The sequence below is a fragment of the Caldibacillus sp. 210928-DFI.2.18 genome, from assembly GCF_020554505.1.
GTDB classification, from domain to species: domain Bacteria; phylum Bacillota; class Bacilli; order Bacillales; family Caldibacillaceae; genus Caldifermentibacillus; species Caldifermentibacillus hisashii.
On the sequence record NZ_JAJCHL010000050.1, the window covers coordinates 1 to 25,108 of the forward strand.

The following is a 25,108-nucleotide window of genomic DNA, read 5'->3' on the forward strand; positions in this document are numbered from 1 at the left end:
CCCATTCTCGTCACCATTTTGAGGCGTAAAATGCTCGTTTTTGGCGACGAGACCTATTCTCGTCACCATTTTTAGGTGAGATATGCTCGTTTTTGACGACGAGACTTATTCTCGTCACCATTTTAAGGCGAAAAATGCTCGTTTTTGACGACGAGACCCATTCTCGTCACCATTTTGAAGCGAAAAATGCTTGTTTTTGACGTCGAGACCTACTCTCGTCACCATTTTGAGGTGAGATATGACCATTTTTGACGACGAAACCCATTCTCGTCACCATTTTGAGGCGAAAAATACTCGATTTTGACGACGAGACCTATTCTCGTCACCATTTTGAGGTGAAAAATACTAGTTTTTGGCGACGAAACCCGTTCTCGTCAACTTTTTCAAGCGAAAAACATCCGATTTTGACGACGAGACTCTTTCTCGTCAACTTTTTCAAGCAAAAAACACCCGATTTTGACGACGAGACCCATTCTCGTCACCATTTTGAGGCGTAAAATGCTCGTTTTTGGCGACGAGACCTGTCCTCGTCACCATTTTAAGGCGTAAAATGCTCGTTTTTGACGACGAGGCCCGTTCTCGTCGGAAAATCCACTTTTTTAACTACGAAACTCCTTTTATGTTAGGTATAATAGGGCATGCATCTTCATTAAACTTGTGACCCCTTTTCTGTTGTTAACTGTGCCAAGCTAATGTACATAGGATAGAACATGTAAACAGAATAAACTGAGGAGGTTCATTTGTGTACTTCTATCCCGTTATCATTCCAATATATTCTTGTTCGTTTAGCCCGGTAACGAGTTTTTATCGGATTCCATTATCTAATATGTCAACTCAAATCCGGAAGCAAAGCCCTTTTCCACCGGTTAACATTGGAAAATTTGAAACATCTGCCCGGCAATTTCAAAAATTAATGGAACAAGCCAGTCGATTTGTAAATAAAGTTGTAGAAGATCACCAATATGCTTATGAACTAATGAACACTGCCCAACTGTCCAATCAACCAAGAGTAGAAGAGCTAATCCGTTCAACCGGTATAAATATTCATTTTCATGTTCATTTTACTCCAACATCGATACAAATTATTTTAGATAATTCCAATGATCAATTTAATTGCTGCCAACTCGTTATGGAACTGCGTTGGTAATATGTTGGGAATTTTGGCTGTGTTAACCAGTCCGTGCAATACTTTCCAATTCAAAGTGAATATTCCTTTAAAAGTCTTGGAAAATATAAAATTTTTCTGTTTGAAAAAGCGGGTCTATCCTTAAATCCCGTTTTCCAATCAAGATTCATACTCGATTTTTTTGTCTAAAAAACAGTCCACTATCCAAATGCAACATCTAAAATCATCATGATAACAAATCCTACCATTAAACTCATCGCAGCCAAATCCTTATTTCCCTTTTCCTGTGAACCGGGTATTACCTCTTCGGCTACCACAAAAATCATCGCACCGGCAGCAAAGCTTAATGCATATGGCAATAGCGGCTCAACGAAGGTCACTGCGATACAACCAATAATTGCGGCAATCGGCTCAACCATACCGGAAAATTGTCCGTAAAGGAAGCTTCTCATTTTCGTCATTCCTTCCCCTCTTAACGGAAGTGAGACAGCTACACCTTCAGGAAAATTTTGGATTCCGATTCCAAGTGCAAGAGCGATCGCCCCGGCCAATGTTGCATCACTTGTTCCGTTAGCCACCGCACCAAAGGCAATCCCGACAGCGAGCCCTTCCGGAATATTATGCAAGGTGATTGCCAGCACGAGTAACGTACTTCTTTTTCTTCCCTTTGGATGATAACCCTCCGCCTGACTAAGTGGTGTATTTGGATGGAGATGTGGTAATAACTTATCAATTCCCCATAAAAAAACTCCGCCTATTAGAAATCCGCTGGCAGCCGGAAACCAAGCGGGAACTCTAAGATTTGCCGACATTTCTATTGAAGGCCCAAGCAGGGACCAATAACTTGCAGCGATCATTACTCCACCGGCAAAACCTAACATACCGTCCAACAATTTTTGCCTCATTCCTCTTGTTGCAAAAACAAGGGCGGCGCCAAGAGCAGTCATTCCCCAAGTAAATAATGTTGCTAAAAAAGTTTGTCCAATCGGACTCAAATCTTGAAATAAATTTACCATAATCTCGTTTTCCCCCTTACATCAAGCTTGTCTGTTCTTGTTTGTTTATTTGTTCTTATCTATATATTCCATTTTTCTTTTGTATACATGACGTTCACTTTCGAAAAATTGTCTTAAAGCATTTGGAATATAGAAAATGATTCAAACGACAAGTATGGCCTTGGTTTAAAAAGTTTCCTGCAGTAAAAATTTTACTTCTCCATTATTCTTTTTGTCAATAGTACAGCTTTGAGCCCTTGATTTGCTATTCATGCGGGGTGCAGTGAAACTACAACCAGTGGGATTCCTTATCCCCACCGGTAGTTAGTTGAACCAATCGGGCACTTATCTTCCCGTTTATCATCTTTGAATCACCTAAGCTTATAGGCCACCTTTTCTTCTTTTATTTTCCCAAACTTAAGGGGAAATTTAGTGACCGTTTGTACGGGGGTAAAATAATTTTATCTTTCTCATTATTATTGCTATGATAGAAGATAAATAAACCTGTTGAGAGGGAGTGAAATATTTGCAAGCACCACTTTATTTTAACTTAATGAAACCGAAGACGATAGAAACAGACAAAAAGTACCCGGCTATTTTTCTTCTCCACGGTATGGGTAGCAACGAACTTGACTTACCGCCACTTGTACAGGCATTCAATGAAAAAATGTTTATTTTCAGTCTCCGTGGACCCATTGTACAACCACCGGGTTACGCTTTTTTTACTATGGAAGACCTCGGTCAACCGAACGAGAACAGTTTTAAACAAACGATAAAAATGGTCGATGACTTTATTTTGTTTGCAACGAAGACTTATCCGATTGATGAATACAACTTATTTTTAATGGGATTTAGCCAAGGGGCCATTTTATCAATGACTTATGCCATAATACATTTGGGAAAAATAAAAGGAGTTCTTGCCTTAAGCGGATATATTCCTGCATTTATTAAAGCGGAGTATAAAAATACTGAACTTGCACATCTTAACTTGTTCATTTCCCACGGCGAGGATGATCCAGTATTGCCGTTTTCATGGGGAGTTGCAAGTAAAGAGTTTTTACAAGAACGTGGAGCAAATGTTACTTTCAAATCCTATCAAGCAGGTCATTGGGTAACCCAGGAAAATTTTGAAGATATCCAAGTTTGGCTGAAAGATCGTTTACAATGAATTTAAGTAACACCTCTCTCGTTTCATTGAATATGGGGCATTCTCTTTATACTTGCCCCATCATTACCCACGAAAATGGTATAACACGGAGATGATCTTATGTGGCCTCTCATTTTCATTGTCATTTTTATTATTTTAATGAGTACTTATACCATAATGAAGAAAACTAATACGAAACAAATAGAACTAGACGATTTAAATACATTATATCAATGTACATCTTGCGGAAAATTACACCGAAAATATCAAGAAGAATTACAATCATTAATCGATTTAACCTATTCAACACCTTCCATTTGTCCAAGATGTCATCAACCGGCCAATCTATACATAGGTGAATATTTTGATTGGATGAAAACAAACCCGGAATGTCCCGAATTGAAAAAACAAGATTTAAGAAAATTTAAAAAAACGGTAAAAAAAGCAAGACAGTTGGAAAAAGAATTGCAAAATCTAGATGCTTTTCTTCATTACTATCACCCGGTAAATAAAAATAAAAATTCCTCAGACAGGGACGGGAAATTATTGTAACATTACCCAAGCCACCATCCCTCCCTGACTTATAAAATGTTTAAACCGGTAACTCTTCTTGTTTAGCATTTTCTTCAAAAATAATTTCTTTCTTTAAGCGTTCAGCAAAATGGCGATTAATAAAATCTTTAACAAATAGATCTCTTTTTGTAATGTCTTCCTCTTTCCGTAGCAATCCAACCTTTTTGAAACGTTCTTCCACCGGTTTCGCTGTCCAAAGCAGAAGTGCCTCTTTTTCCAGTTGGTACTCGACTCGCCTTTTTACGATCATATCTTGAAATCTTCTTTCTCTCTCATCTTCTGTTTTATCCGGTGCTGATATCCGCTGGGCGATTGATTCAACTTGGTTTTTCAACTCAAGCAACTGACCGGCGGCAACTTCTTCTATAGCACCTCGAATCTCAACAAGTAGTTCCTCTTTAAAGCGGTTCAGATTCAAATGCTGCAACACATTAGCAATTGACGGGACCGGTAATTCATTTTTAGCTGGTTCGAGATGTTCAACGGGAAGTGGTCGAACTTCCAATTGATCGGCAATCTCATTAAAAATAGCATTTAGTGACCAATTTTCATTTCGCTTCTTTTTTATAAAAATGCCGATTCGTAAATCAAGCTCATTATATACCTTTTCATTTGTATCTTCTGTTCGATTGACATAATGAATTCTTTCCTCTTCCAATTTTTTAAACCAAATATCCACCGTTTTTCGATTCAATTTTTCGTCCCCGACAGCTTGTTTAATCTCTTCTGTAAAGTCACTTATTCTCCAGTACAACTTACTCTCCCCTTTTCCAATAAATCTTCTACCGGTGAATTTTCGCAAAATCAAACAATTTTTACCTGTATATAAATAAATTTGACAATATGAACGGAAACCCTTTAAAAATTGTTAGACAGTTTCTCACAAATGCTGTTGAAATTTTGTCAAACAAAAGATAAATATGGTGAATATGTTGTCAATTTGTCTGTATTTGTCTGTATTTGGCTGTACTATTTCATTTTACGATTGAAAACCATCTATATTTTTAGCAAAAGTTTATAAATGTCGAAAAAACATTAGTCGAATTCCTCTTAACTGTAAATGCAAAAATTTCTTGACCGACTCATATCACTTTTATGTTAAAATACGAAATATATCCTTTTTTTAGTAACTGAAAGCAGGCGATTTTATGCAAGCAAAGATTGAAAATGCCCCAATTGTTGGTGAAGATAGTTTTTATCGGCGGGCACTATACACGTTTAGCGGGGCACATTTTTTAAATGACTTAGTCACGACCGGTATGGTACCGGCACTTGTAGTTATGTATAAAGATGCATTCAATCTTAACTATACGCAATCAACATTAATTGTACTAATTTCCTATTTAACTTCTTCCATTACACAGCCCATTTTTGGTGTGTTAACTGACCGAAAGCCACGGGTATGGTTTTTTGCTGTCGGTTTATTTCTCTCAATATCAGGGTTGGCACTGACTGCAATTGCACCGAATTTAATTTGGTTATTAATTTTTGTTGCGATTTCAGGATTCGGTTCAGGTGTATTTCATCCGGAAGCTTCAAGAGGGACTCATTTTGCATCAGGTACAAAGAAAGGGTTGGCTCAGGCAATTTTTCAGGTTGGCGGAAATGGAGGGCAAGCTTTTGGACCGTTAATGATTCCGTTATTTCTCGTTCATACCGGAATTGATGGTCTGATCTGGCTTTTACCTCTTGCTTTGTTATCCCTGGTGTTGACCGTTCCATTGTTAAACTGGCTTAACGGGAAAGTGAAAGATTTTCAGTTTAAGAAGAAGGAACTACCGGGAGAAAATCATTTGCCCGGCACTATTTTATTAGTCACGGTCATTTTATTACGGTCATGGTGTCAGGTTGGAGTCGTTATCTTTTTACCTTTTTATTTAAGCAACTTAACTTTGGAGCAATCAGAACTATTGAATTTTATTTTTGTCGGAGCAGGGGCCCTTGGAACATTTATTGGCGGTTTGCTATCGGATCGAATTGGGATGAAACGGCTCATGGTCGGTTCCATGTTTTTGGCAACACCATTTGCGTTACTTTTCCCACATACCAGTGGTTTTCTCTCCGTAATCGTGTTACTTTTATTCGGCTTTACTGTACTTTCTTCTTTTTCTATCAGTGTTGTTTATATGCAATTATTATTGCCGAAAAATATTGCACTGGCATCCGGATTATCAATTGGTTTCGGTGTTGGTGCAGGGGGAATCGGTTCCGTATTCTTAGGCAGTATTTCGGATTTATTAGGCGTTTCGACCGTCTTTACGATACTTTCTTTATTACCGTTAATCGGTGCGGTTTTGGCAGCACTTTTACCGAATGAAAATAAATTGTTCGCAAAATAGGAAAAACATATGTGCCGCACATTTTGACATATAAACCGGCCGGCTAAGGGTGCCCTGTTGAAACGTATACCTATCCACGTCCTGTCGCTTAAGCGGGGCATCGGGGAGGACTTTGATTTCCTCCATTACTAAACACCGAACGAAGAAAATGTATGAAGATTTTTCTTTAAAACATATTCATTAACAGTAAAAAATCACACTGCATGAAGAAAAAATGCGTCTGGCTTTTTCCTGAAGTTAGTTTGAACACCTGGAAAAAGTTGCCAATGGGGCAGACACAGACGCATTTTCGCAGTTATCAGTAAACGGGTTTATAAATTTTATTAATTCTTTCTAGTCCCGAGGCATGTTCGAAAAGTTATTCCGTTAATCGGCAACCTTTGATACTACTGATAAAGAGAAACGACATTTTCTAAATCGGATAGCAATTGGCTCATTTCTTCTTTTGTTAGTCGTATTAATAATTGATCGTAAAGAGTGAGTATTTGCTCCTCTGCTTCCTTATTTCGTATTAAATAAGTATATAATTTTTCAACTTGCTCTTCTTTTACTACTGTCTCGGTATACCAATTTTTAATTTTTTGGATCGTAAATTCCTGCGCATTCTTATCGAATTCCCCGGATATGATCATTCCTTCAATCTTCATTTGTTATACAGCCCCCAGTTCGAATTTATTATCAGTTTGCCCGATTCCTTTCAAAGGTATGAACATAATAGAAAGTATAGAGTTCGAACAAGGAACTGAGTTTAAACTAATAAGAAATTTTAGGAATAAATTATGTGTACACGATGGCGGCTTCTACAGGCGTAACTGATAGTAGCAAACATCCAACCATTCCCCGAATTTATACCCTACTTCTTTCAAACATCCGGCAAATTCAAATCCGAATTTTTCATGGAGTTTTACGCTTGCTTTATTCCCACCGGTAATCACAGCAATGATCGTATGGTAGTTTAATTGTTCTGCCCTGGAGATTATCTCTTCTATTAGTTTTTTTCCGATACCAAACCCGTGATATGCTTCGGAAAGATAAATCGATATCTCTACAGTTTTTTCATATGCTTTTTTATCTTTAAATGGACTGAGGCTGCAGTAACCTGCTACTGTTCCATCTACTTCGGCAACAATAAGAGGGTACTCATCACCATGCAGATTAAACCATATTCTTCTCTGATCTAGTGTTTGTTCCTCAAGATCAAAAGTCGCCGTCCAATTTTTAATCGCATAATTATAAATAGCTAACATTTCCGGTAAATCTTCTACTTCAGCTTCACGAATACGTAACATAACTTGTTCCTCCCATAAAACATCTAACCCTATCTTAATACACATTTTTATGGAAGAAAATACATATGTAAATTGAGATGAAAAAAACTGAGTAGTTCAGGTACCGAGGCTCCAGCGAATATGATTTCTTATCCAAGAGAGGAATAGAGAATTTGCTCTTTACCGGATTATTTGAACATCTTCTATAAATTATCTCAAAATAAGTGTTTGAGTAAACTTTCAAACCAAACTTTATATCCTTGATCATTCGGGTGAATTTCGTCAGCCAAGTAATCTTGAAGTTTTTGGTTATTTTGGGATACCAATTTATTCATTTCCTCGTAAATATTCATATAGTTTAGTCCTTCTTGTTGGAAATAGGCCGCGGTTTGCATTTGGTAATCCTCATACGTTAAGCCGACTTGGTTTTTATTAGAAGAAAGGATCGGATTTGGTGAAATAATTAGGATTTTTGCACCGGGAAGTTCTTTCTTTATTTTATTTACTAAATCATCAATGTATTTTATTGTTTCAAATAAGGTTGATGATTGTCGATAGTTATTAATGATACATGTTTCCAGAATAATAAAGTCCGGCTTTTCCAAAATCAGTTGATCAGCTTTTCCTTCTTTCAATAAATCTTCTGCCTTAAATCCGGAAAACCCGTAATTGACAAGCTGAATGTCCCGGTATTTTAATTCATTCCTTTCTTGTAAAAAAGTTTTAAGCCTAGATGGCCAACTCATTTTTGGTGATGAGGAACCGGTTCCTTTTGTTACACTGCTACCCATTACTGCAATCTTTAATTTTCCCTTCGTTTCCAGGACTGATTGAAAATAATTTAAATAAGTATCATCCATATTTTCCGCTTTCATTCCTTTCACTTGGTCCGGCGGGATTATTTTGTTGGTCTGAAAAAAATCAATCCGCATATTGAACCCGAAAATCATTAACACAAAAACAGGAATTATGAAGCCAAGGAAAAATTTTTTCATGATGTACTCCCTCTTTTGCCTTTCGTTTTCCCAAAAAAATATAGATTTTCTACAATTGTAAATCAACGACAATTGGTTATATAAAAATAATGAAATCGCAATCATATTTCTTTACTTTTTTTCACCGGAGTTTTAAAATATAGACAATAAAACGTAACAAATTTGACAAAGTGTTTAATAATTTTTATTTTAACGGTCGGAAAGGGGTTTTTATATATGAATTTATCATTTGTCGCATCGCTTATTTTTATGCTTCTTTATTGGGTTGTGAGTATGTCAGGGTCTTATGGAACCGCATTAATCATGTTTGTTTTAACAATGGTTTTCTTGGGGTTGGGAATCTATCAAGCGCTTGCAAAAGGAAACGGAAAAAATATTCATATGAAAACTCGGTAAACGGCGATTTTTTACGTAAGTCAAGGATCCCTCTCCAAATTCGAGTCAAACGGGAAAGATTAGTGGGAGAGGGATACCCGCCTACGTCTAATTTGTCGGTTATCAATCAGTGACTATTTGGCGGGGTACCAAATAGTCACTTTTTTTGCTTAAAGGAGCTTTTGATCCACCATGTTGTTTTTTATTCCAAAAGAAGAACTGTCCCCAATCTTAGAGACAGCTCAAATACATTATATGCATCTTTCATTCTATTGAATAACCGTTTTTCCTTCCCTTACAAAAAATTTACTGATTACTGTTGTTAACACGATGGCAATGACGGCCGGAACCAACCAACCTAAACCTTGACTATATAAAGGCAGGAAATCATTATAAAAAGATATGATTGATGACAACCAGCCAAAATAATCTATATTTAACGAATCACATAGTGCTTTCAATCCATCAACAATACTAATTAAGAAAGTGACACCGATTGTTCCTGCATATACAATTTGCGAATGGTCAAACAATGGCGAAACAAATGTTAATAACATAAGCACAATTGTCAATGGATAGAGAAACATTAATACCGGAACCGAGAATGCAATAATGTTAGCCAGCCCAAAGTTGGCGATAACAAATGAGACAACGGAAAAAATAATTGCCAGCACTTTATAACTTACATTAGGTAAAAGCGTATTAAAATATTCTGCACAGGAAGTTATCAGACCAATGCTTGTTGTTAAGCAGGCAAGAATCATAATCATTGCCAACACGATTAAACCAAAATTACCTAAATAATATGAAGCAACATTGCTTAACACCGGTCCGCCTGTATCAAACAAACCAAACGTTTGAACAGTGATTGAGCCCATGTACGCAATCCCAATATAAATAATTCCGAGGAAAAGCGCTGAAATAACACCTGATTTGAAAGTTGCCAGCAAAATTCCTTTGTTTGATTTAAGACCTAATGCCTTAATCGCGTTGATAACAATGATTGCAAATACTAAAGAAGCTAAGGCATCCATCGTGTTATAGCCTTCTACAAAACCTTTTGCAAACGGACTTGATAAATATTCACCTTGTGCCCTGCCCGTTGATCCAATCGGGTTAATTACCGAAAGAACAATTAAAACAATTAACAGTATGATTAAGGCCGGTGATAATAACTTTCCAACCCGGTCAACGATTTTACTTGGATTTAATGATAACCAAAGGGTCAATGCAAAAAATAGGAATGAAAATATGAATAAGCTAATCTTTGGATTTACGTCTCCCATTAACGGTAAGATACTCACTTCAAACGGTACCGTCGCCGTTCTCGGAATTGCAAAAAACGGTCCAATCGTTAAATATAACAAACTGGTAAATAAAATACCGTATATAGGGTGTACACGGCTGGATAACTCCTGTAAATTATTCGTTCCGGAATATCCAATGGCAATAATTCCTAACAGCGGTAATCCAACACCCGTGATCAAAAATCCAAAAATCGACGGCCAAAGGTTTTCCCCTGCCAATTGGCCAAGATGTGCCGGGAATATTAAATTACCCGCTCCAAAAAACAGTGCAAATAACATGACTCCAATCACTAAATACTCTGAAAATGACACTTTTTCTTTCTCCATTTTGCGCCTCCTGATTGTACTATTCTCCCTTTAATAGTGAATTTTCAGAAAATAAAGGTAAAATTATACTAGAAAAATTTTATTAGTCTTGTTATATCATATTCTAAAAAAATATTCCAGGAATATTTTATCTTTTAAATAAATTATTGTTTTTTTCATATACCGAATTAATTAAATCTTACTATTTTTCTTCTTATTTCAGACCATAAAAGTATATCATAATTTGCAAGAAATTTGAAGAAGTATGTCGAATAATTCTTGAGTCTTGAGTATTATAAAATAATAGTTTTTGCATAAACGTATGATTTTCCAATAATTTCATTGAAAATATTGTTAATTTTTTTCATTTGGAGTACCATATTAGTGTTAAAATGAATAGAAATTTTGGAAGTGGAGTTGAGGCACAAATGGAAAAGATACTCGTATTCGGACATAAAAATCCAGATACAGACACAATTTGTTCGGCAATCGCTTATGCGGAGTTAAAAAAAGAATTGGGATATGATGCAGAAGCGGTTCGTCTTGGTGAAGTAAACAGCGAGACCCAATATGCGCTTGACTATTTCAAAGTTGATACGCCCCGCCTTGTCCAAAAAGTGACCGAAGAAACGGATAAAGTAATTTTAGTTGACCATAATGAACGAGGTCAAAGCGCAGACGATATTGAAGGCGTTAAAGTTTTAGAAGTTATTGACCATCATCGGATCGCCAATTTTGAAACGGCTGATCCATTATACTACCGTGCTGAACCGGTCGGATGTACAGCAACGATTATTAAAAAACTTTACAAAGAAAACAATGTTGTCATTCCGAAAGATATTGCCGGTCTTATGCTTTCCGCAATCATATCTGATTCTCTGCTTTTTAAATCACCGACATGCACTGAAGAAGATGTACAAGCAGCAAAAGAACTTGCTGAAATTGCTAATGTAGAGTTGGAAACATACGGAATGGCAATGTTAAAAGCCGGAGCAGATGTTTCTTCAAAGACAGCTGAACAGTTAATTTCCCTTGATGCCAAACCATTTAATATTGGCGGAAACAAAGTGATTATTGCACAGGTTAATACGGTTGATCCGCAAGATGTTTTGGCAAGACAAGATGAAGTGGAAGCTGCCATTCAATCGGTTATCGATGAAAAAGGACTTGATTTATTTTTGTTTGTGATCACAGATATTTTAAACAGTAATTCAACGGCTCTTGCCCTCGGTACGAATACAGCGCTCGTTGAAAAGGCATATAATGTGATATTAGAAAATAATACTGCCCTATTAGAAGGTGTTGTTTCCAGGAAAAAACAAGTTGTACCGGTGTTAACAGCTGCTGCTGAATAAAGGATAACCGCCACGTCAAATTTAGACGTGGTGGTCTTTGAAAAATTATACACAAACCTTATGCCGAACTTGCATCTTTGCTGTGAATTTTTATATATCTTAATATAATTGAAATTCGTTCACTTTCTTCTAAATACCGGAATCTTCCCCTATTTAGTCTTTCTTTACATACGTCCAGCCCTCTTCTTGATACACTCTTCCTGCTTTTAATAGTCTTCCAAGTGCTCGTTTAAAGGAAGCCTTACTCATGGAAAAACGTTTTTCAATATCTTCCGGGGCACTTTTATCCGAATATGGCATACTTCCGCCGCGACTTTGCAAATAAGTATAAATTTTCTCAGCATCATCGTCCAATGTTTCATATCCTCGCTTTAATAAAGAGACATTAACTGTTCCATCCACTTTGACATCAATAATCCGCCCTGTCACACGATCCCCCACCCGCGGTTCCTTATCTCGTTGACTTTCATGGATAAAACCGCGATAACCTTCTTCAGTGATAATAAAAGTACCGCTATGTAAAGTACGATAAACAATGCCCGTTACATTTTTGTTTAATACATTACGATCCGCTTTTACGAATAATTCTTCCATTACATTTTCCGTCGCTAATTTTCCCAGAAGACGACCGCGTTTATCTGTTTTTAATGTACAATACAAACTGCCCCCGATTTGCGGCCAAACTTCCTTGAGCTTTGGTAAATCATCTCTATGGATTAAAATATCTTTACTTGTTCCAATATCGATGAACACACCTAAATCGTTTTTCACTTCAACAACTTTACACCAGCCATAGGTGCCAACCCGAACTTCAGGTAAAGACATTGTCGCAGTCAAGCGTCCTTGTTTATCTTGAAATAAAAACACTTCCACTTTTTGACCAATTTGTATGTCACCGTTTTGCTCATTTTTATGAAGTAATACATCATTTGACCCATCGCTAAGGAAATGCCCAAAATCCGTATTTCTGACCACTTCTAGAGTAACAACTGTACCAGCCTGTAAATGTCCCATCGTCAAAATTCCTTCCTTCTATCCAACTTTCAATTGTTATCATTTCCAGATTATTTGATTTTACCAATGTTTCCTTAAAATATACAGAGAAAAGTATACATGACTATCATGGTTCCCCTGAAGTCATATTCATCACTATTAAAATAAACTTATGCTAATATAGATTTTGAAAAAACAAAGTATGGGGGATTTTTTATGACAAAAGGTACTGTTCAAGACTTAACATTCTTCAGTAACGAATTAGCGGAGGAAACCCAAGTTCTGGTTTATTTGCCGCCGCAATATACACCATTATATACATATCCATTTTGTATTGCCCAAGACGGAAAAGATTATTTTCAATTAGGGCGAATTGCACGAGTATTAGATGATTTGATTGAAAACGGTGAAATTGAACCGATTTTATTTTTCGGTATCCCTTATAAGAACGTACCGGATCGCAAGGTTAAATATCACCCGGAAGGCAAACTTTCGGCAAATTATCGGCGATTTTTAGCCAATGAACTCGTTCCATTTATTGAAAAGCAATTTTCTGTTGCTGAAACAGCCTCATCCCGTGCATTGGCAGGGGATTCGTTGGCGGCAACGATATCGTTACTAACAGCGCTAAAATACCCGAATATATTTGGAAAAGTAATGCTTCATTCACCATATATTGACGAATATGTTTATGAAGAAGTCGACAATTTTAAGGATTGGAACCGGTTAAAAATATATCATGTCATCGGCAACCGGGAAACAGAGGTCGATATGACAGACGGGAATACGGCAGATTTTCTCGCTCCTAACAGAGAACTGGCAAAAAAATTAAAGAAAAAGCCGGTTGGCTATTTTTATGAAGAAATTGAGGGCAATCACACTTGGAAATATTGGCAAAAAGATTTAAAACGTGGACTTACTGAACTTTTCCCTTTATAATCTTTGTATTACCCAATAATTTTTATAGTCAAATAATTATTTCTCTAACTGATTCATATTTGTTATAATAAAAGAATGACATGAAGGAACCAAATTAAAGGAGGTTATTCTTAATGCAAGTTGGAATTGTCATCTTTCCGTCTAAAAAATTGCAGGATTTTGCTAACTCATATCGAAAACGATATGACTCAAAATATTCACTTATTCCGCCCCATTTGACACTAAAAGCTGCATTTGAAACAAACGAAGAACAATTAGTAGAAATTTCCGCAAAATTGGAAGAGATTGCAAAAAGACATGAACCGTTTGAATTAAGAACAAATAAAATTAGCTCTTTTCATCCTGTAAACAACGTCATTTATTTAAAGGTCGAACCAACTGCGGAACTGGAAGGATTATTTAAAGAATTAAATTCCGGCTCTTTCGGTAATCCTCCTGAATACGCATTTGTTCCCCATATTACCATTGGTCAAAGCTTATCGAACAGTGAACATGCAGATGTATTCAGTCAGCTGCGTTTGCAAAAAATTGAGCATACCGAAACGATAGACCGGTTCCACTTACTTTATCAATTAGACAATGGGATATGGAATGTGTACGAAACATTTTTATTAGGAAAATAACTTATCAGCTCAGGATGTGACAGTGATGAAAGTAGTAAAAGTAACAAACGAAGAACAGTTTCAAGCTGCGTTAAAAATAAGAAAAATCGTCTTTGTTCAAGAACAACAGGTTCCAATTGAGGAAGAAATTGACCAATACGATCAATTAAACCAAGCAACCCATTTTGTTATGTATAATGACGAAAATGAGCCAATCGGAGCCGGACGATACCGTGAAGTGGAAGATTATGGAAAGATTGAACGAATTTGTATTTTACCGAACTATCGAAAGAACGGTTCCGGTAAACAATTGATGGACGAAATTATTCGTTATGCAAAAGAAACAGGCGCAAAGAAAGTGAAACTCAATGCCCAAACCCAAGCACTGCCTTTTTATGAAAAATTGGGATTTACCGTAACTTCAGGTGAATTTTTGGATGCAGGAATCCCTCATAAAGCGATGGAAATGGAACTTTAAAGAAAAGCGCAGAGCTAAATTCGCAACGTCCTGTTACACATAAGCTGAACACTTCCTGTAGCCCGGCGCCCGGTAATGACAACAGAAAAGACTGTCCGATTACGATTTCGGATAGTCTTTCCAACTTGTGCTCACATTTTCTAAACAATGATATCTATATATTGCCCTTTTTCTTTATCAAAAAAAAGTGTCTGTTTTTTTTCATTATATAAATAAGCGCCTGTTAATACCGCTGGAACCCGGCCTGCTTTCGTTACAGCCGCAACGGATTTCATTTTATCGTTAGCATTGAGAACTCTTTCAACATATTGCGTATAGTCTTGGCGATTTACAGGTAAAATGGCTACCATTGAAATCCCCTCCCTAAAAACGAATCCCCTTACACTTATATTATACCATATAAAAAGTAAGGGTGTTGCACCTTACTTTTTATTGTTCATCATATTTGCAATTGTGTTAAAATCAAGCTTTTTACCATCTTGAATAATCGTTTGAACAATTTTGTCTTCCATTTCTTTCGGAATATTACGACCCGCAATTTTTGATACTTGTTTTACTACTTGGCGAACCGTCGTTTCATCTTGTAAATTGGCACCTTGTATGGAATTAGCTAATTGAAAAATGTCATTCATGTTTACACCGGTTTTTTTCTCTATATTTTTAAAGAAATTGTTTTCCATCCTTTGTTCTCACACTCCCTTTCAAAACTACTTTATTTTATGCATGAGTTCTGGAATGGTTCAGGCTATTTTTAGGAAAAGTGCCTGTTCCAAAAGGAGGTTTTTTATATAAAAAAAAGGGGCCCAAAAGTTAAACAATAACTTTATGGGCAACCCTTTTTATATTAACATAAATAGCTGGCACCAACGATAATTAAAAGGATGAACAGGACAACGATCAAAACAAATGAATTACCACCGTAACCGGAACCTCCATAACCATATCCGGAATAGCAACTTCCGTATCCCCAAGACATACAAATTCACCTCACTTCTTTATGTTTACATTTTAGCTTATGTAGAAAGAGGTAAGTTTGTATAGGCAATTTTTTGATTTTCTCAAAAAAATCGGACAAAAGAGGATTATTTTTACGAAAGAAACAAATTGAAGAGGATTCATAAAAAATGGTTTTGTCGCTAAAAAAAGTGTTCCTTGCCTAAAAAAGTCGACGAGAAAGGGTCTTGTTGCCAAGAAAAAGTCCATCTTGCCTCAAAATGGTTACGAGAAAGGATCTTGTTGCCAGAAAAAAGTCCATCTTGCCTCAAATGGTGATAATCCCTTTACCCTTTCGCTTTAAAAAGTAGTGCGCCGATAAATGCGAAAATAATCGCTGACGAAATTCCTGAACTTGTTACTTCAAACATGCCTGTAATAACGCCAATAATACCGTGAGCCTGTGCTTCCTGCATCGCACCATGTACCAATGAATTCCCAAAACTGGAGATCGGAACAGTTGCCCCCGCCCCGGCAAAATCCATTAATGGTTCGTATAGACCAAGTCCGTCCAGAACAGCACCCGCAACAACCATCAAACTTAACGTATGACCCGGTGTCAATTTAGCCACATCAAAAAGCAACTGGCCGATAACACAAAATAGGCCACCAACAACAAATGCCCAAAAAAACATTGCTAACATCATTTTTCCTCCTTTTTAAGGTTCACCATCTATGAATTTTTTTCAATAGATACGGCATGGGCGATACAAGGAATCGTCTCTTTTTGTTGAACAGTCATTGGGGATAATAGTGCACCGGTCGCAACACATAAAATTTTTTTATAAAAACCATAGTTCATTTGTTTAAGCAAATGACCATAAATTACCGTCGCTGAAGAAGCAGCCCCGCTCGCACCCGCTTGAACAGGTTGTTCCTCTTTATATAACATTAAACCGCAATCAAGAAATTTTTCTTCGGGAATATGTATTCCTTTTGAATGAAGAAGATCAAGGACTGTTGCCCGTCCAATTTTCCCCAGATCACCGGTAACAATCAGATCATAATATTCATGATTTCTCCCGGTTTCTTCAAAATGCGTTTCAATCGTGTCTGCTGCAGCAGGTGCCATCGCTCCGCCCATATTAAACGGGTCACTCAACCCCATATCAATGACTTTTCCAATCGTCGCTGCAGTAATTTTCGGTTTTTCACTATATTTTTTGTTTTGTTTGGCAATTATTGCATAACCTGCACCTGTCACCGTCCATTGGGCAGTCGGAGGTTTTTGACCGCCATATTCTGTCGGATAACGAAACTGTCTTTCTGCCGCAGCGTTATGACTGGCTGAACCTGTAACGATATAATCGGCACCATCTCCATTAATTAGAAAAGAAGCAAGAGCCAGCCCTTCCATTGAGGTTGAACAAGCACCAAATATGCCAAAATACGGAACAGCGAGTGATCTGGCAGCAAAACTCGTTGGCGTAATTTGATTGATCAAGTCTCCTGCAATCATAAAGTTCACTTGCTCTTTTGTTAATTCAGCCTTTTCCAGAGCGATCCGACAAGCTTCATCAATCAAAAGCCGATGTGCCTTCTCATAAGAGTCTTCACCCATCCATAAATCGTCATAAAGGAGATCAAAGTCCTCTGCTAGCTTTCCATTTTTTTCAAACGGTCCTCCAGTAACTCCGGTCGCAATAATGACAGGTTCATTTTCAAAAAACCAGCTGGCTTTTCCGACAATCATTGAAAGCCACCTCCAAACCATTGAATAACAATTGTTTTTATTAATGCGACAACAAATGCGGAAAATACACCAAATAAAATAACTGATCCGGCTAACTTAAACATATTTCCTCCGACACCGAGTACAAAACCTTCTGTGCGATGTTCAATAGCGGCTGAGATAACGGAATTCCCAAACCCGGTCACAGGTACAGCACTTCCGGCACCTGCAAATTGACCCAATCTATCATAAACTCCAAAGCCGGTCAGGAGCATGGAAAAAAAGATCATCGTTGCAACTGTTGGATTACTTGCTGTCTGCTCTGTAAAATTAAAAAAGTAAATATAAAAATAACTGACCGCTTGTCCAATGGCGCAAATCGTCCCACCTACGAAAAAAGCTTTTATACAGTTTTTTAACACCGGTCGTTTTGTTTCATGTTGTTGCTCCAGTTTTTCATATTGTTTTTGTTCCGAAGTTTTTTTGTTTTTTCCCATCTACCATTTCTCTCCAATCACGTTTTTTCTCGACTTAGCTTAATGATCTCTTGTAATCGTTTTTCCTTTTTCTCCTTGGACAAATTTTCCTTTTCTACTTTTTCATTCAATCGAACTGCTTCCAAAAAAATTTTAAAATCACTGGAAACGGTAAAAGACAAATCCTTAAATTGCTTCTGTAATTCTTTCGTTAACTGTTTTTCAATTTTTTTCATGCGAAATCGCTCAAGGTGATGAACTTTGAATGCAACTAAACAATCTTTTGCTTCCCCTTTAATCACAGCCACATCATAAATACCATCAATGGATAAAGCTGTTTTTTTAATATCCCCCACCAATTTTTCATCTTTATTGTTGACTGCAATCGGATTCGGATTAGATGTCCGTACTAATGAACTCCTTGTTTCCGGTGTATCATTAACCGTACTGCACCCGAATAATAAAACACTTAAGCTAAATATAAACAACATCAAACGCTTTTCCATTTTGTTCCCTCACTAAATTGAATTTATGTAACTTTGTTCAACTTATTTTTTTGCCTAATCCATACTTTTATGCATTGGAAATGAATGGATTGGTTTCCCATCACTTGGATATGTGAGCATGTAAACATGAAATATGTTGATTACCGAAAATATATGCTTTTCAAAACTCGCTTTGTTTTCCCATTATAAATATAAAAAACCGCCCCGCAAAAACGGGACAGTTTCTAATTTTACCGGCTGTTATTTCGAATATACTGCAGCTCTTTCCTTATACCCGGTTTATATTTTTTCGATCCCATACCTTCATGAATTCGATAAAGAACAGTCGGCACATCCAAGTAGCCGATTGAGGTTATTTGTGCAACTCGCAACCAGAAATCATAGTCATGGGTGTATAAAAGGCTCTCATCAAAATAACCAATTTCTTGAAAAATTTTTTTGTGGATAATTGCTGTCGAACCGTTAAAAATATTTCTTCTTTTTAACGTCCGCTCCATTTGCTCATTATTTTGAAAATAAAGGGTAACTGGTTCACCAATAATTTCACTTTTTTCATTCATCTGGTAAAAGGAAGAAAAACAAATTTTTAATTCATTTTTGATCATCCATTCTAACTGTTTCTCCAGTTTATCCGGTAGAAAATAATCATCCGAACTTAGCCACGCGATATATTCTCCCTCTGATAGACGAATTCCCGCATTTAAAGCACTTGCCGTTCCTCCATTGCTTTTTTCAATATAACGAATTTGCTCAAGATAAGGTTGGATTTTCTCAGTAAACCTAGTCGAGCCGTCATTGACAACAATAATTTCCCTCTCTTGGTAAGTTTGATTCAAAGCACTTGCAATCGCTTCAGAAACATATGGGCAATTATAGAATGGGATGATAATCGATACTTTTGGCATAAAAATCAACCTTTATTTCGATAATAAGTTAAAATATCGCTTAAAGAAGAAAGAAACGGGTAACCGGGATGCCAACCGAGTGCACGGATATTTGTCAAATCCATTCTTCCTTTTCCTTTATCGATGCCCAAGTCATGTTTATTTGCTTTTATGTGAACGGGGACAGGAACGGTAGTTAAAGATTGATATGAATCAATTACATTCATTAATGTCCGATAACAGCCGGTTCCGATTGGATATACCTCTCCAATTTTTCCTTTTAATAAAATTAATTCATATGCTCGAACAGCATCACGGACATCTAAAAAATCCCTTTCTTGTGTCAAGTCATCAATCAAAACGGGTTCGGCGAGACAATCCTTTTCAGCCAAAGCAATTTTTTCAGCGATAAGTGAACAAAAACCATTGGATGGCCCCGGACCTATTAAATTGGTCGGTTTCGCAATCATAATTGGCAAATGAAATAAAGTCTGCCAAGATTTCGCAACAAGTGACTGAAAAGTTTTGGTCAAGCCGTATGGGTGATTTGGCAACCCGGATGGATCGAATTCCAAAGCCGAACCGATGACTAAAATTTTCCCGTTATTTTTAACCTTTCTAACAGCCTCCAATAAATGAACAGTCGCTAATACATTCACTGTTACATATTCGGCCGGTTTTTCCCAGGATTCTTTCACATCGTTTTTTCCGGCTGTATGCAGTATATAGTCAGGTTTAATAGCTTTGATTGTATCATAAACTGAAAATTCATCTGTTAAATCACATTCCCATTCCTTATAATTCGGAAGATCTTTGTTGAAACGTTTTTTTCGCACAAGACCGACAACATGGTAGCCGTTATTTAGAAAATATTGACACGCATGCCACCCGGTAAACCCTCTCGCCCCGGTAATCAGAATTTTCCGGTTAACCATTTCGTACCATCCATTCATACAATTCCGTCAACATTTTTTCATAAGACGGAACCCGAAAAACGATGTCTGTTCTCGTATTTTTTAGCGTACGATCCAACACGATTTCGTCATAAGGATGAATGGTAACATCTTTTTTTAAAAAAATTTGTTGGATCTGTTTTAATAAATCGTATTTCGAAATGATTTCAGGAGCCGTTATATGAAAAAGCCCAGCTCCATCTTTTTCAATAACTGTTTCAATTACCTTGGCTAATTGGAATGTGGTAATGCCGTTCCAAAATACTTTTCGGTAGCCATTTATCCGACCCTTTTGTTTCATAAACCAATGGAATAAGCCGATTCCATCCTTTAACTCCGGGCCAATGATCGATGTACGAAGCGTGACGTGGTGATTTGAACGGATCTCCCCCAAGGCTTTTGTCATCGCATAAACCGATGTTCCGTCCGGTTCATCGTTTTCCGTATATCTTCCACTTCCATTTATTCGAAAATTGGAATTTTTATCAACGACCCCCGAAAAAACACAATCGGTACTTATATGAATTAACTTCCCGCCATATTTATCAAGGACTTTTTGCAAAAAATGGGGAAGGTAACTATTTACTAGAATCGCATCCATTTGATTTTTTACCGCTTGTTCATTCAAAAGACCGATGACATTAATGATCACATCCGGCTTGTATTGGCGGATAATTTCTTCGATTGCTGTCGGATCTGTCGCATCGAAGTAAATTCCGTTTTTCCGGGTCCTCGTTGTATATCTCACTTCAAAGTCGGTCTTCGTCTGGAAATATTGGACAATCATATGACCGGCCATTCCGGCACCGCCCAATACGAGAATTTTCAACTTAAGAACCCTCCTCTTTGCAGTAACGTTCTAATCTCCTCTTTTGTCATTAAATCATCTTTTGAACTGTAGCTCTTCCTTTCGACAAGTTGGCAGTTTTGATATTTTTCTATTAATCTTGGAAAATCTTTTGTAGGTAAAATCACAAAGTAATGTTCGTCAAAGAGCACTGTGTTTTGACTTTCATATTCTGAAAATAATACTTCATTGACTTTTTCACCGGGACGAATCCCTAATTCAATTATTTCGACATCCTTTTTCCCGGATTGTTCAATTAATACCTCGGCGAGATCGAGAATTCGGCAAGACGGCATTTTCATCACAAATATTTCGCCGCCCTCACTCGATTCGGTCGCCGTGAATACAAGATGAATAGCCTCTTCAATGGTTAAGAAAAACCGGGTCATCCGTTTATCCGTAATACTGACTTTTCCGGTCGTTTCAATTTGTTCTTTAAAAACATGAATCACACTACCGCTTGTTCCGAGGACATTTCCGCCGCGAATTGTGACAAATTTTGTATCGTCTGTTAGTGAGTTGGCGTGAGTGATCAGTTGTTCACCAATTGCCTTTGTTAAACCGTAGAAGTTTGCGGGATTGGCTGCTTTATCCGTTGAAATATATATGACCTTTTTTACCTTGTTTAGGATGGACGCTTCAATTACATTCTGCGTTCCAATGACATTTGTTTTTAATGCTTCAATTGGTTGATCTTCGCAAACGGGTACATGTTTTAAAGCGGCTAGATGATAAAGTAAATCCACATTTTGTGTTGCGTTTACTAAACTTTCTTTATCACGAATATCACCAATAATGAAATTTAATCTATTGTCTTGAAATTTCCTTTGCATAGCCACTTGACTCGCTTCATTTCTCGAGAAAATACGAATTTCACGAGGCCTTTTTTCCAATAATTGTTTTACCAGTTCATGCCCCCAAGAACCGGTTGCTCCGGTAATCAAGATGGTTTGTTCTTCAAACAACTCCTTTACCTCCCAAAATAAATTTAACTACTTTATCTGACACATATTTATCATCATAGCCTATCGGTAAAACCCATTCAGATTGCCTATCTACCATGACTTTTACTGCCCGAAGAATAGATTTGGCATCGACTCCGGAAATAATATTACTTCCACACGCTACCGTTTCAGGTCGTTCTGTACTGTTCCGAATCGTTACTGCAGGTACATGAAAAATACAACTTTCCTCTTGAACCGTTCCACTATCGGTCATGACACATAAGGCATGTTTTTGAAGTTGGATAAAATCGAAAAATCCGAATGGCTCATGAAACTCAACCAATGGATGAAGTTTATTATTTTGAAGATTGTTTAGTTTTGATTTTGTTCGGGGATGGATGCTGCAAATCACCCGCTTATCAAAATGTTCCGCCACTGCATTTATACCGTTTAAAATTTCTGCTAAATTTGTGGCGTTATCGACATTTTCAGCCCGGTGACAAGTGACAAGAAAATAATCTTTTTCTTGCAAATGTAATTTTGTTTTTATATGACTTTCATTGATTTTTGATTGATAATGAACCAACACTTCATAAATCGGGTTACCGCTCACCATGATCCGGTTATTAGGAATTCCTTCCCGTAACAGATTTTCTCTGGAATTTGGCGTATACGGTAAATTGAATGTTGCAATTGCATCAATGACGCGGCGATTCTTCTCTTCCGGTACTGCCAAATCATAACAACGGTTGCCGGCCTCCATATGAGTAACCGGAACGCCCATTCTTTCCAATAAAACAGCACTTAAAGCACTGTTTGTATCGCCCAGCACAAGTGCTTGATCCGGCTTTTCATCCTGAATAATTTGTTCTAATTCCTTGAACATCGTCGCTAATTGATTTCCCAAAGTGTTTTTATGATTAAACAGATGATAATCAGGCTCGCGAATTTCCAGTTCTTCAAAAAAGATGTCGCTTAAATTTTTCGTGAAATTTTGGCCGGTATGGACGAGTATATGTTTATCACAGAATTCATCTAATTTTTTTATGATTAAACTAAGGCGGATAATCTCCGGTCTTGTTCCTAAAATCGTTATTACCTTCATCTGAACACTTCCTGATTTTTTGTGCTTTACAACTATACTATTCTTTTTCTTTTATAACGGACTGGTTACTTCTCTATTTTTAAATAATCATGTAATTAGCCCATAAATCTAAGAATTCCACACAAGATTTGATTTTGGATAACATAAATCGATTGTCATTTTTAGAAAAAATGCACTTTTCGGGTGTTAACCTAATAAGATATCTTTCATGCTTTTTTATCTATGATTTTATTAATATGTGATAGTAACTCATTTGTTCGTTTTTCTGTTGAATGATTACGTCGAACCATTTGAAAACCTTGCCCGGCAATATTTTTTCGCTCATTTTCATTTTGTAAATAATAGGTAATCTTGTCTTTTACATTATGTTCATTCACGGCCACAAACGTCTTTCCATCAATAAAACCAAGGTCGGACAATTCTTGAGAAGGTGTGGCGAGTAACAATGTATTGCAAGCCAATATCTCAAAATATTTCATGACAGGATAATGCTCGATTGAGTCACAAGTAACAAAAATTTTTGCCCGATTTATTTCTCTTGCGTATGTTTCACCTGCATAGATATTTTTCCAATTGTGGATTTCCTGATAACCCGGGTGGGGATGGTAAACAAAATTCGGCTCGTTTTTCAATATTTCATAAAACTTTGCTCGCATGGGATATAAATGCGGATAAATCGCACCCATCATTAACACATCAATGTCCCGAGGGATTTGGTAATCATTAAAAATATCAATTGGGACATGATGGGGAAACCAAATCATTCGATCATGGAATTCCGGAAAAAGGGATAAAAATGCATCTCGATAATGAGTAAAGAGATATTGAATGTTTTCTCGCTGATAAAATCGGCTTCTTTGATACGGTTTATATTTTAGTTCATGAACAATCGCTCCGACCGGGATATCCAAATCGGTAAATCCGCCTATATGGGGACAATAATCCGGTTTCCGATCATTAAGTAATATAAAATCAGGCCGTATGTTGATGTTTTTTAAAATGTCGTGAATGTTACCATCCAGATCACTTGTGATGACATTTGCTTTTTTTCTTAATTCCTTAAGTAAATAGTAGCTACTTTTTTCAATTCGGTTCGAAAGGTCACGCGTGACAAATAATATCTTTCGATCATCTTTACTCATCGAATCCCTCTTTTCGTTTTCCTTAAAGAAAAGAGCTTCCGATTAAATTGGAAGCACAGTCTCTTAACCTATTTTCTATTTTTTCGTGTTTTATTGAGTAAAAGGCGGGTAATCGACCGCTACAATTTTATCAAGTGGAACAATAATTCGATTTCCACCCAGCGAATCGACTCTTGCAAATGTGACAGTTTCTCCGGTGACTTCTAAAACACGAACCCCTGTTAAATCAGGTTCCCCCGGCATGTTGGTTGGTAATGTAAAAACTTCATTGATCGTGACCCCTGCTGCTTGGATTTGCAACAATAGTAATTGCAAAGGCATCTTTTTTTGCTCCTTTCATTTGTTGTTCTTTTCTATACTTTTATATGAATCGTCCTCCCTTTTTGCTTGGGAAACCAATGAAAATGTGTATGTGCACAAATTGAGAATAGTTAAAAAACATAAAGAAAGGGCAATCTTTATTCCAAAGACACCCTTGATTCCTTTATCCCACCTCCTTCCTCTGTGGAAGTTTCACTTTATCCCGCACAAACGGTCACTAAATCTTCCTCCCGTGGCTTAAGGGAAATCAGAAATGTAAAAGGGGAAGATAAGTGCCCGTAAGTGCCCGATTGGTTCAACTAACCATCAGTGGGGTAAAAAACCCCACTGATGGAAGTTTCACTTTATCCCGCACAAACGGTCACTAAATCTTTCTCCTGTGGCTTAAGGGAAATCAAAGATATGTAGGGGAAAGATAAGTGCCCGTAAGTGCCCGATTGGTTCAACTAACCATCAGTGGGGTAAAA

31 protein-coding genes are annotated in these 25,108 nt (G+C 37.0%); 10 read left to right on the forward strand and 21 right to left on the reverse strand.

Translation table 11 applies throughout. The features are described from left to right. Positions 1–248: 248 nt before the first annotated feature. Both LIZ98_RS11190 and LIZ98_RS11195 read left to right on the forward strand, forming a co-directional pair. The gene (locus LIZ98_RS11190) at positions 249–497 is read left to right on the forward strand and encodes a hypothetical protein (RefSeq protein ID WP_227140451.1); all 249 of its coding nucleotides are present in this window, start codon (positions 249–251) and stop codon (positions 495–497) included. 245 nt (positions 498–742) lie between these two features. Next, positions 743–1,147, forward strand: a complete 405-nt coding sequence (locus LIZ98_RS11195) for a YuzC family spore coat inner layer protein (RefSeq protein ID WP_227139674.1) — start codon at positions 743–745, stop codon at positions 1,145–1,147. 179 nt (positions 1,148–1,326) lie between these two features. Here the strand turns inward: LIZ98_RS11195 and LIZ98_RS11200 are convergent, their stop codons facing one another. Further along, entirely contained in the window at positions 1,327–2,142 is an 816-nt protein-coding gene (locus tag LIZ98_RS11200) for a ZIP family metal transporter (protein ID WP_227139673.1), read from the reverse strand. 505 nt (positions 2,143–2,647) lie between these two features. Here LIZ98_RS11200 and LIZ98_RS11205 point away from each other — a divergent pair. After that, complete coding sequence (locus LIZ98_RS11205; protein WP_051989038.1) at positions 2,648–3,289, forward strand: alpha/beta hydrolase; 642 nt, start codon at positions 2,648–2,650, stop codon at positions 3,287–3,289. A 99-nt stretch (positions 3,290–3,388) separates the two neighbouring features. Beyond that, positions 3,389–3,820 (forward strand): zinc ribbon domain-containing protein, encoded by a 432-nt coding sequence (locus LIZ98_RS11210; protein WP_108897826.1) that lies wholly within the window; start codon positions 3,389–3,391, stop codon positions 3,818–3,820. 40 nt (positions 3,821–3,860) lie between these two features. Here the strand turns inward: LIZ98_RS11210 and LIZ98_RS11215 are convergent, their stop codons facing one another. After that, positions 3,861–4,595 carry a hypothetical protein gene (locus LIZ98_RS11215; RefSeq protein WP_108897825.1) on the reverse strand — a complete coding sequence of 245 codons (735 nt, stop codon included), beginning with the start codon at positions 4,593–4,595 and terminating at the stop codon, positions 3,861–3,863. A 394-nt stretch (positions 4,596–4,989) separates the two neighbouring features. On the opposite strand from LIZ98_RS11215, the gene LIZ98_RS11220 reads away from it, so the two are divergent. Continuing rightward, complete coding sequence (locus LIZ98_RS11220) at positions 4,990–6,180, forward strand: MFS transporter (protein WP_043988632.1); 1,191 nt, start codon at positions 4,990–4,992, stop codon at positions 6,178–6,180. A 386-nt stretch (positions 6,181–6,566) separates the two neighbouring features. Here the strand turns inward: LIZ98_RS11220 and LIZ98_RS11225 are convergent, their stop codons facing one another. The 3 genes from LIZ98_RS11225 to LIZ98_RS11235 form a co-directional block, all read right to left on the reverse strand. Then, positions 6,567–6,827, reverse strand: coding sequence for a hypothetical protein (locus LIZ98_RS11225; protein ID WP_041847565.1), 261 nt, complete (start codon positions 6,825–6,827; stop codon positions 6,567–6,569). A gap of 153 nt (positions 6,828–6,980) precedes the next feature. Next, positions 6,981–7,469: a GNAT family N-acetyltransferase gene (locus LIZ98_RS11230; protein WP_227139672.1), complete on the reverse strand. Its 489-nt coding sequence runs from the start codon at positions 7,467–7,469 to the stop codon at positions 6,981–6,983. Between the two features lie 194 nt (positions 7,470–7,663). Beyond that, positions 7,664–8,443: an SGNH/GDSL hydrolase family protein gene (locus LIZ98_RS11235; protein WP_227139671.1), complete on the reverse strand. Its 780-nt coding sequence runs from the start codon at positions 8,441–8,443 to the stop codon at positions 7,664–7,666. A gap of 216 nt (positions 8,444–8,659) precedes the next feature. On the opposite strand from LIZ98_RS11235, the gene LIZ98_RS11240 reads away from it, so the two are divergent. Next, positions 8,660–8,839, forward strand: coding sequence for a hypothetical protein (locus LIZ98_RS11240; protein WP_043988635.1), 180 nt, complete (start codon positions 8,660–8,662; stop codon positions 8,837–8,839). A gap of 248 nt (positions 8,840–9,087) precedes the next feature. Here LIZ98_RS11240 and brnQ read toward each other — a convergent pair whose 3' ends face one another. After that, positions 9,088–10,452 (reverse strand): branched-chain amino acid transport system II carrier protein, encoded by a 1,365-nt coding sequence (gene brnQ / locus LIZ98_RS11245; protein ID WP_227139670.1) that lies wholly within the window; start codon positions 10,450–10,452, stop codon positions 9,088–9,090. Between the two features lie 407 nt (positions 10,453–10,859). Between brnQ and LIZ98_RS11250 the strand changes: the two genes are divergently transcribed. Beyond that, positions 10,860–11,786 (forward strand): manganese-dependent inorganic pyrophosphatase, encoded by a 927-nt coding sequence (locus LIZ98_RS11250; RefSeq protein ID WP_034769229.1) that lies wholly within the window; start codon positions 10,860–10,862, stop codon positions 11,784–11,786. A 153-nt stretch (positions 11,787–11,939) separates the two neighbouring features. Here LIZ98_RS11250 and LIZ98_RS11255 read toward each other — a convergent pair whose 3' ends face one another. After that, positions 11,940–12,800, reverse strand: a complete 861-nt coding sequence (locus tag LIZ98_RS11255) for a CvfB family protein (protein WP_041846057.1) — start codon at positions 12,798–12,800, stop codon at positions 11,940–11,942. Between the two features lie 195 nt (positions 12,801–12,995). Here LIZ98_RS11255 and LIZ98_RS11260 point away from each other — a divergent pair, with 195 nt between their 5' ends. The 3 genes from LIZ98_RS11260 to LIZ98_RS11270 all read left to right on the forward strand — a co-directional run bounded on the left by LIZ98_RS11260 (position 12,996) and on the right by LIZ98_RS11270 (position 14,798). Then, positions 12,996–13,718: an alpha/beta hydrolase gene (locus tag LIZ98_RS11260; RefSeq protein WP_227139669.1), complete on the forward strand. Its 723-nt coding sequence runs from the start codon at positions 12,996–12,998 to the stop codon at positions 13,716–13,718. Positions 13,719–13,831: 113 nt separating this feature from the next. Continuing rightward, entirely contained in the window at positions 13,832–14,341 is a 510-nt protein-coding gene (locus LIZ98_RS11265) for a YjcG family protein (RefSeq protein ID WP_041846055.1), read from the forward strand. 25 nt (positions 14,342–14,366) lie between these two features. Continuing rightward, complete coding sequence (locus LIZ98_RS11270) at positions 14,367–14,798, forward strand: GNAT family N-acetyltransferase (protein WP_227139668.1); 432 nt, start codon at positions 14,367–14,369, stop codon at positions 14,796–14,798. Between the two features lie 140 nt (positions 14,799–14,938). On the opposite strand, the gene LIZ98_RS11275 is transcribed toward LIZ98_RS11270, so the two are convergent. The 14 genes from LIZ98_RS11275 to LIZ98_RS11340 form a co-directional block, all read right to left on the reverse strand. Continuing rightward, positions 14,939–15,148 carry a hypothetical protein gene (locus LIZ98_RS11275; protein WP_227139667.1) on the reverse strand — a complete coding sequence of 70 codons (210 nt, stop codon included), beginning with the start codon at positions 15,146–15,148 and terminating at the stop codon, positions 14,939–14,941. Positions 15,149–15,220: 72 nt separating this feature from the next. After that, a complete protein-coding gene (spoVIF, locus tag LIZ98_RS11280) occupies positions 15,221–15,478 on the reverse strand; it encodes a sporulation-specific transcription regulator SpoVIF (protein ID WP_034769202.1) in 258 nt (85 codons plus the stop codon). A gap of 164 nt (positions 15,479–15,642) precedes the next feature. Beyond that, the gene (locus LIZ98_RS11285) at positions 15,643–15,774 is read right to left on the reverse strand and encodes a YjcZ family sporulation protein (RefSeq protein ID WP_072012659.1); all 132 of its coding nucleotides are present in this window, start codon (positions 15,772–15,774) and stop codon (positions 15,643–15,645) included. Between the two features lie 304 nt (positions 15,775–16,078). Next, positions 16,079–16,435, reverse strand: a complete 357-nt coding sequence (gene spoVAE, locus LIZ98_RS11290) for a stage V sporulation protein AE (RefSeq protein ID WP_043988638.1) — start codon at positions 16,433–16,435, stop codon at positions 16,079–16,081. Between the two features lie 29 nt (positions 16,436–16,464). After that, a complete protein-coding gene (gene spoVAD, locus LIZ98_RS11295) occupies positions 16,465–17,484 on the reverse strand; it encodes a stage V sporulation protein AD (RefSeq protein WP_227091421.1) in 1,020 nt (339 codons plus the stop codon). Continuing rightward, positions 17,481–17,960 (reverse strand): stage V sporulation protein AC, encoded by a 480-nt coding sequence (spoVAC, locus tag LIZ98_RS11300; protein WP_108897817.1) that lies wholly within the window; start codon positions 17,958–17,960, stop codon positions 17,481–17,483. The genes spoVAD and spoVAC overlap by 4 nt, the downstream gene beginning before the upstream one ends. 17 nt (positions 17,961–17,977) lie before the next feature. Next, the gene (locus LIZ98_RS11305; RefSeq protein ID WP_041846051.1) at positions 17,978–18,445 is read right to left on the reverse strand and encodes a hypothetical protein; all 468 of its coding nucleotides are present in this window, start codon (positions 18,443–18,445) and stop codon (positions 17,978–17,980) included. A gap of 230 nt (positions 18,446–18,675) precedes the next feature. Then, positions 18,676–19,350, reverse strand: coding sequence for a glycosyltransferase family 2 protein (locus tag LIZ98_RS11310; protein ID WP_227139666.1), 675 nt, complete (start codon positions 19,348–19,350; stop codon positions 18,676–18,678). Between the two features lie 5 nt (positions 19,351–19,355). After that, positions 19,356–20,264: an NAD-dependent epimerase/dehydratase family protein gene (locus LIZ98_RS11315; RefSeq protein WP_227139665.1), complete on the reverse strand. Its 909-nt coding sequence runs from the start codon at positions 20,262–20,264 to the stop codon at positions 19,356–19,358. Then, complete coding sequence (locus tag LIZ98_RS11320; protein ID WP_227139664.1) at positions 20,257–21,111, reverse strand: dTDP-4-dehydrorhamnose reductase family protein; 855 nt, start codon at positions 21,109–21,111, stop codon at positions 20,257–20,259. The genes LIZ98_RS11315 and LIZ98_RS11320 overlap by 8 nt, the downstream gene beginning before the upstream one ends. Beyond that, the gene (locus LIZ98_RS11325) at positions 21,108–22,094 is read right to left on the reverse strand and encodes a polysaccharide biosynthesis protein (RefSeq protein ID WP_108897812.1); all 987 of its coding nucleotides are present in this window, start codon (positions 22,092–22,094) and stop codon (positions 21,108–21,110) included. Before LIZ98_RS11325 ends, LIZ98_RS11320 begins: the two co-directional genes overlap by 4 nt. Continuing rightward, the gene (gene wecB, locus LIZ98_RS11330) at positions 22,087–23,178 is read right to left on the reverse strand and encodes a non-hydrolyzing UDP-N-acetylglucosamine 2-epimerase (RefSeq protein WP_227139663.1); all 1,092 of its coding nucleotides are present in this window, start codon (positions 23,176–23,178) and stop codon (positions 22,087–22,089) included. The genes LIZ98_RS11325 and wecB overlap by 8 nt, the downstream gene beginning before the upstream one ends. 206 nt (positions 23,179–23,384) lie before the next feature. Beyond that, the gene (locus LIZ98_RS11335; protein WP_227139662.1) at positions 23,385–24,320 is read right to left on the reverse strand and encodes a glycosyltransferase family protein; all 936 of its coding nucleotides are present in this window, start codon (positions 24,318–24,320) and stop codon (positions 23,385–23,387) included. Positions 24,321–24,410: 90 nt separating this feature from the next. Beyond that, positions 24,411–24,641 carry a hypothetical protein gene (locus tag LIZ98_RS11340; protein ID WP_041846044.1) on the reverse strand — a complete coding sequence of 77 codons (231 nt, stop codon included), beginning with the start codon at positions 24,639–24,641 and terminating at the stop codon, positions 24,411–24,413. Positions 24,642–25,108 lie beyond the last annotated feature (467 nt).

What these genes read in the sequence shown, in the direction of transcription:
- LIZ98_RS11200 (WP_227139673.1), bottom strand. Translation starts at nt 2,142, where the DNA reads ATGGTAAATTTATTTCAAGATTTGAGTCCGATTGGACAAACTTTTTTA.
- LIZ98_RS11210 (WP_108897826.1), top strand. Translation starts at nt 3,389, where the DNA reads ATGTGGCCTCTCATTTTCATTGTCATTTTTATTATTTTAATGAGTACT.
- LIZ98_RS11220 (WP_043988632.1), top strand. Translation starts at nt 4,990, where the DNA reads ATGCAAGCAAAGATTGAAAATGCCCCAATTGTTGGTGAAGATAGTTTT.
- LIZ98_RS11225 (WP_041847565.1), bottom strand. Translation starts at nt 6,827, where the DNA reads ATGAAGATTGAAGGAATGATCATATCCGGGGAATTCGATAAGAATGCG.
- LIZ98_RS11230 (WP_227139672.1), bottom strand. Translation starts at nt 7,469, where the DNA reads ATGTTACGTATTCGTGAAGCTGAAGTAGAAGATTTACCGGAAATGTTA.
- LIZ98_RS11235 (WP_227139671.1), bottom strand. Translation starts at nt 8,443, where the DNA reads ATGAAAAAATTTTTCCTTGGCTTCATAATTCCTGTTTTTGTGTTAATG.
- LIZ98_RS11240 (WP_043988635.1), top strand. Translation starts at nt 8,660, where the DNA reads ATGAATTTATCATTTGTCGCATCGCTTATTTTTATGCTTCTTTATTGG.
- brnQ (WP_227139670.1), bottom strand. Translation starts at nt 10,452, where the DNA reads ATGGAGAAAGAAAAAGTGTCATTTTCAGAGTATTTAGTGATTGGAGTC.
- LIZ98_RS11250 (WP_034769229.1), top strand. Translation starts at nt 10,860, where the DNA reads ATGGAAAAGATACTCGTATTCGGACATAAAAATCCAGATACAGACACA.
- LIZ98_RS11255 (WP_041846057.1), bottom strand. Translation starts at nt 12,800, where the DNA reads ATGGGACATTTACAGGCTGGTACAGTTGTTACTCTAGAAGTGGTCAGA.
- LIZ98_RS11260 (WP_227139669.1), top strand. Translation starts at nt 12,996, where the DNA reads ATGACAAAAGGTACTGTTCAAGACTTAACATTCTTCAGTAACGAATTA.
- LIZ98_RS11265 (WP_041846055.1), top strand. Translation starts at nt 13,832, where the DNA reads ATGCAAGTTGGAATTGTCATCTTTCCGTCTAAAAAATTGCAGGATTTT.
- LIZ98_RS11270 (WP_227139668.1), top strand. Translation starts at nt 14,367, where the DNA reads ATGAAAGTAGTAAAAGTAACAAACGAAGAACAGTTTCAAGCTGCGTTA.
- LIZ98_RS11275 (WP_227139667.1), bottom strand. Translation starts at nt 15,148, where the DNA reads ATGGTAGCCATTTTACCTGTAAATCGCCAAGACTATACGCAATATGTT.
- spoVIF (WP_034769202.1), bottom strand. Translation starts at nt 15,478, where the DNA reads ATGGAAAACAATTTCTTTAAAAATATAGAGAAAAAAACCGGTGTAAAC.
- LIZ98_RS11285 (WP_072012659.1), bottom strand. Translation starts at nt 15,774, where the DNA reads ATGTCTTGGGGATACGGAAGTTGCTATTCCGGATATGGTTATGGAGGT.
- spoVAE (WP_043988638.1), bottom strand. Translation starts at nt 16,435, where the DNA reads ATGTTAGCAATGTTTTTTTGGGCATTTGTTGTTGGTGGCCTATTTTGT.
- spoVAD (WP_227091421.1), bottom strand. Translation starts at nt 17,484, where the DNA reads ATGATTGTCGGAAAAGCCAGCTGGTTTTTTGAAAATGAACCTGTCATT.
- spoVAC (WP_108897817.1), bottom strand. Translation starts at nt 17,960, where the DNA reads ATGGGAAAAAACAAAAAAACTTCGGAACAAAAACAATATGAAAAACTG.
- LIZ98_RS11305 (WP_041846051.1), bottom strand. Translation starts at nt 18,445, where the DNA reads ATGGAAAAGCGTTTGATGTTGTTTATATTTAGCTTAAGTGTTTTATTA.
- LIZ98_RS11310 (WP_227139666.1), bottom strand. Translation starts at nt 19,350, where the DNA reads ATGCCAAAAGTATCGATTATCATCCCATTCTATAATTGCCCATATGTT.
- LIZ98_RS11315 (WP_227139665.1), bottom strand. Translation starts at nt 20,264, where the DNA reads ATGGTTAACCGGAAAATTCTGATTACCGGGGCGAGAGGGTTTACCGGG.
- wecB (WP_227139663.1), bottom strand. Translation starts at nt 23,178, where the DNA reads ATGAAGGTAATAACGATTTTAGGAACAAGACCGGAGATTATCCGCCTT.
- LIZ98_RS11335 (WP_227139662.1), bottom strand. Translation starts at nt 24,320, where the DNA reads ATGAGTAAAGATGATCGAAAGATATTATTTGTCACGCGTGACCTTTCG.
- LIZ98_RS11340 (WP_041846044.1), bottom strand. Translation starts at nt 24,641, where the DNA reads ATGCCTTTGCAATTACTATTGTTGCAAATCCAAGCAGCAGGGGTCACG.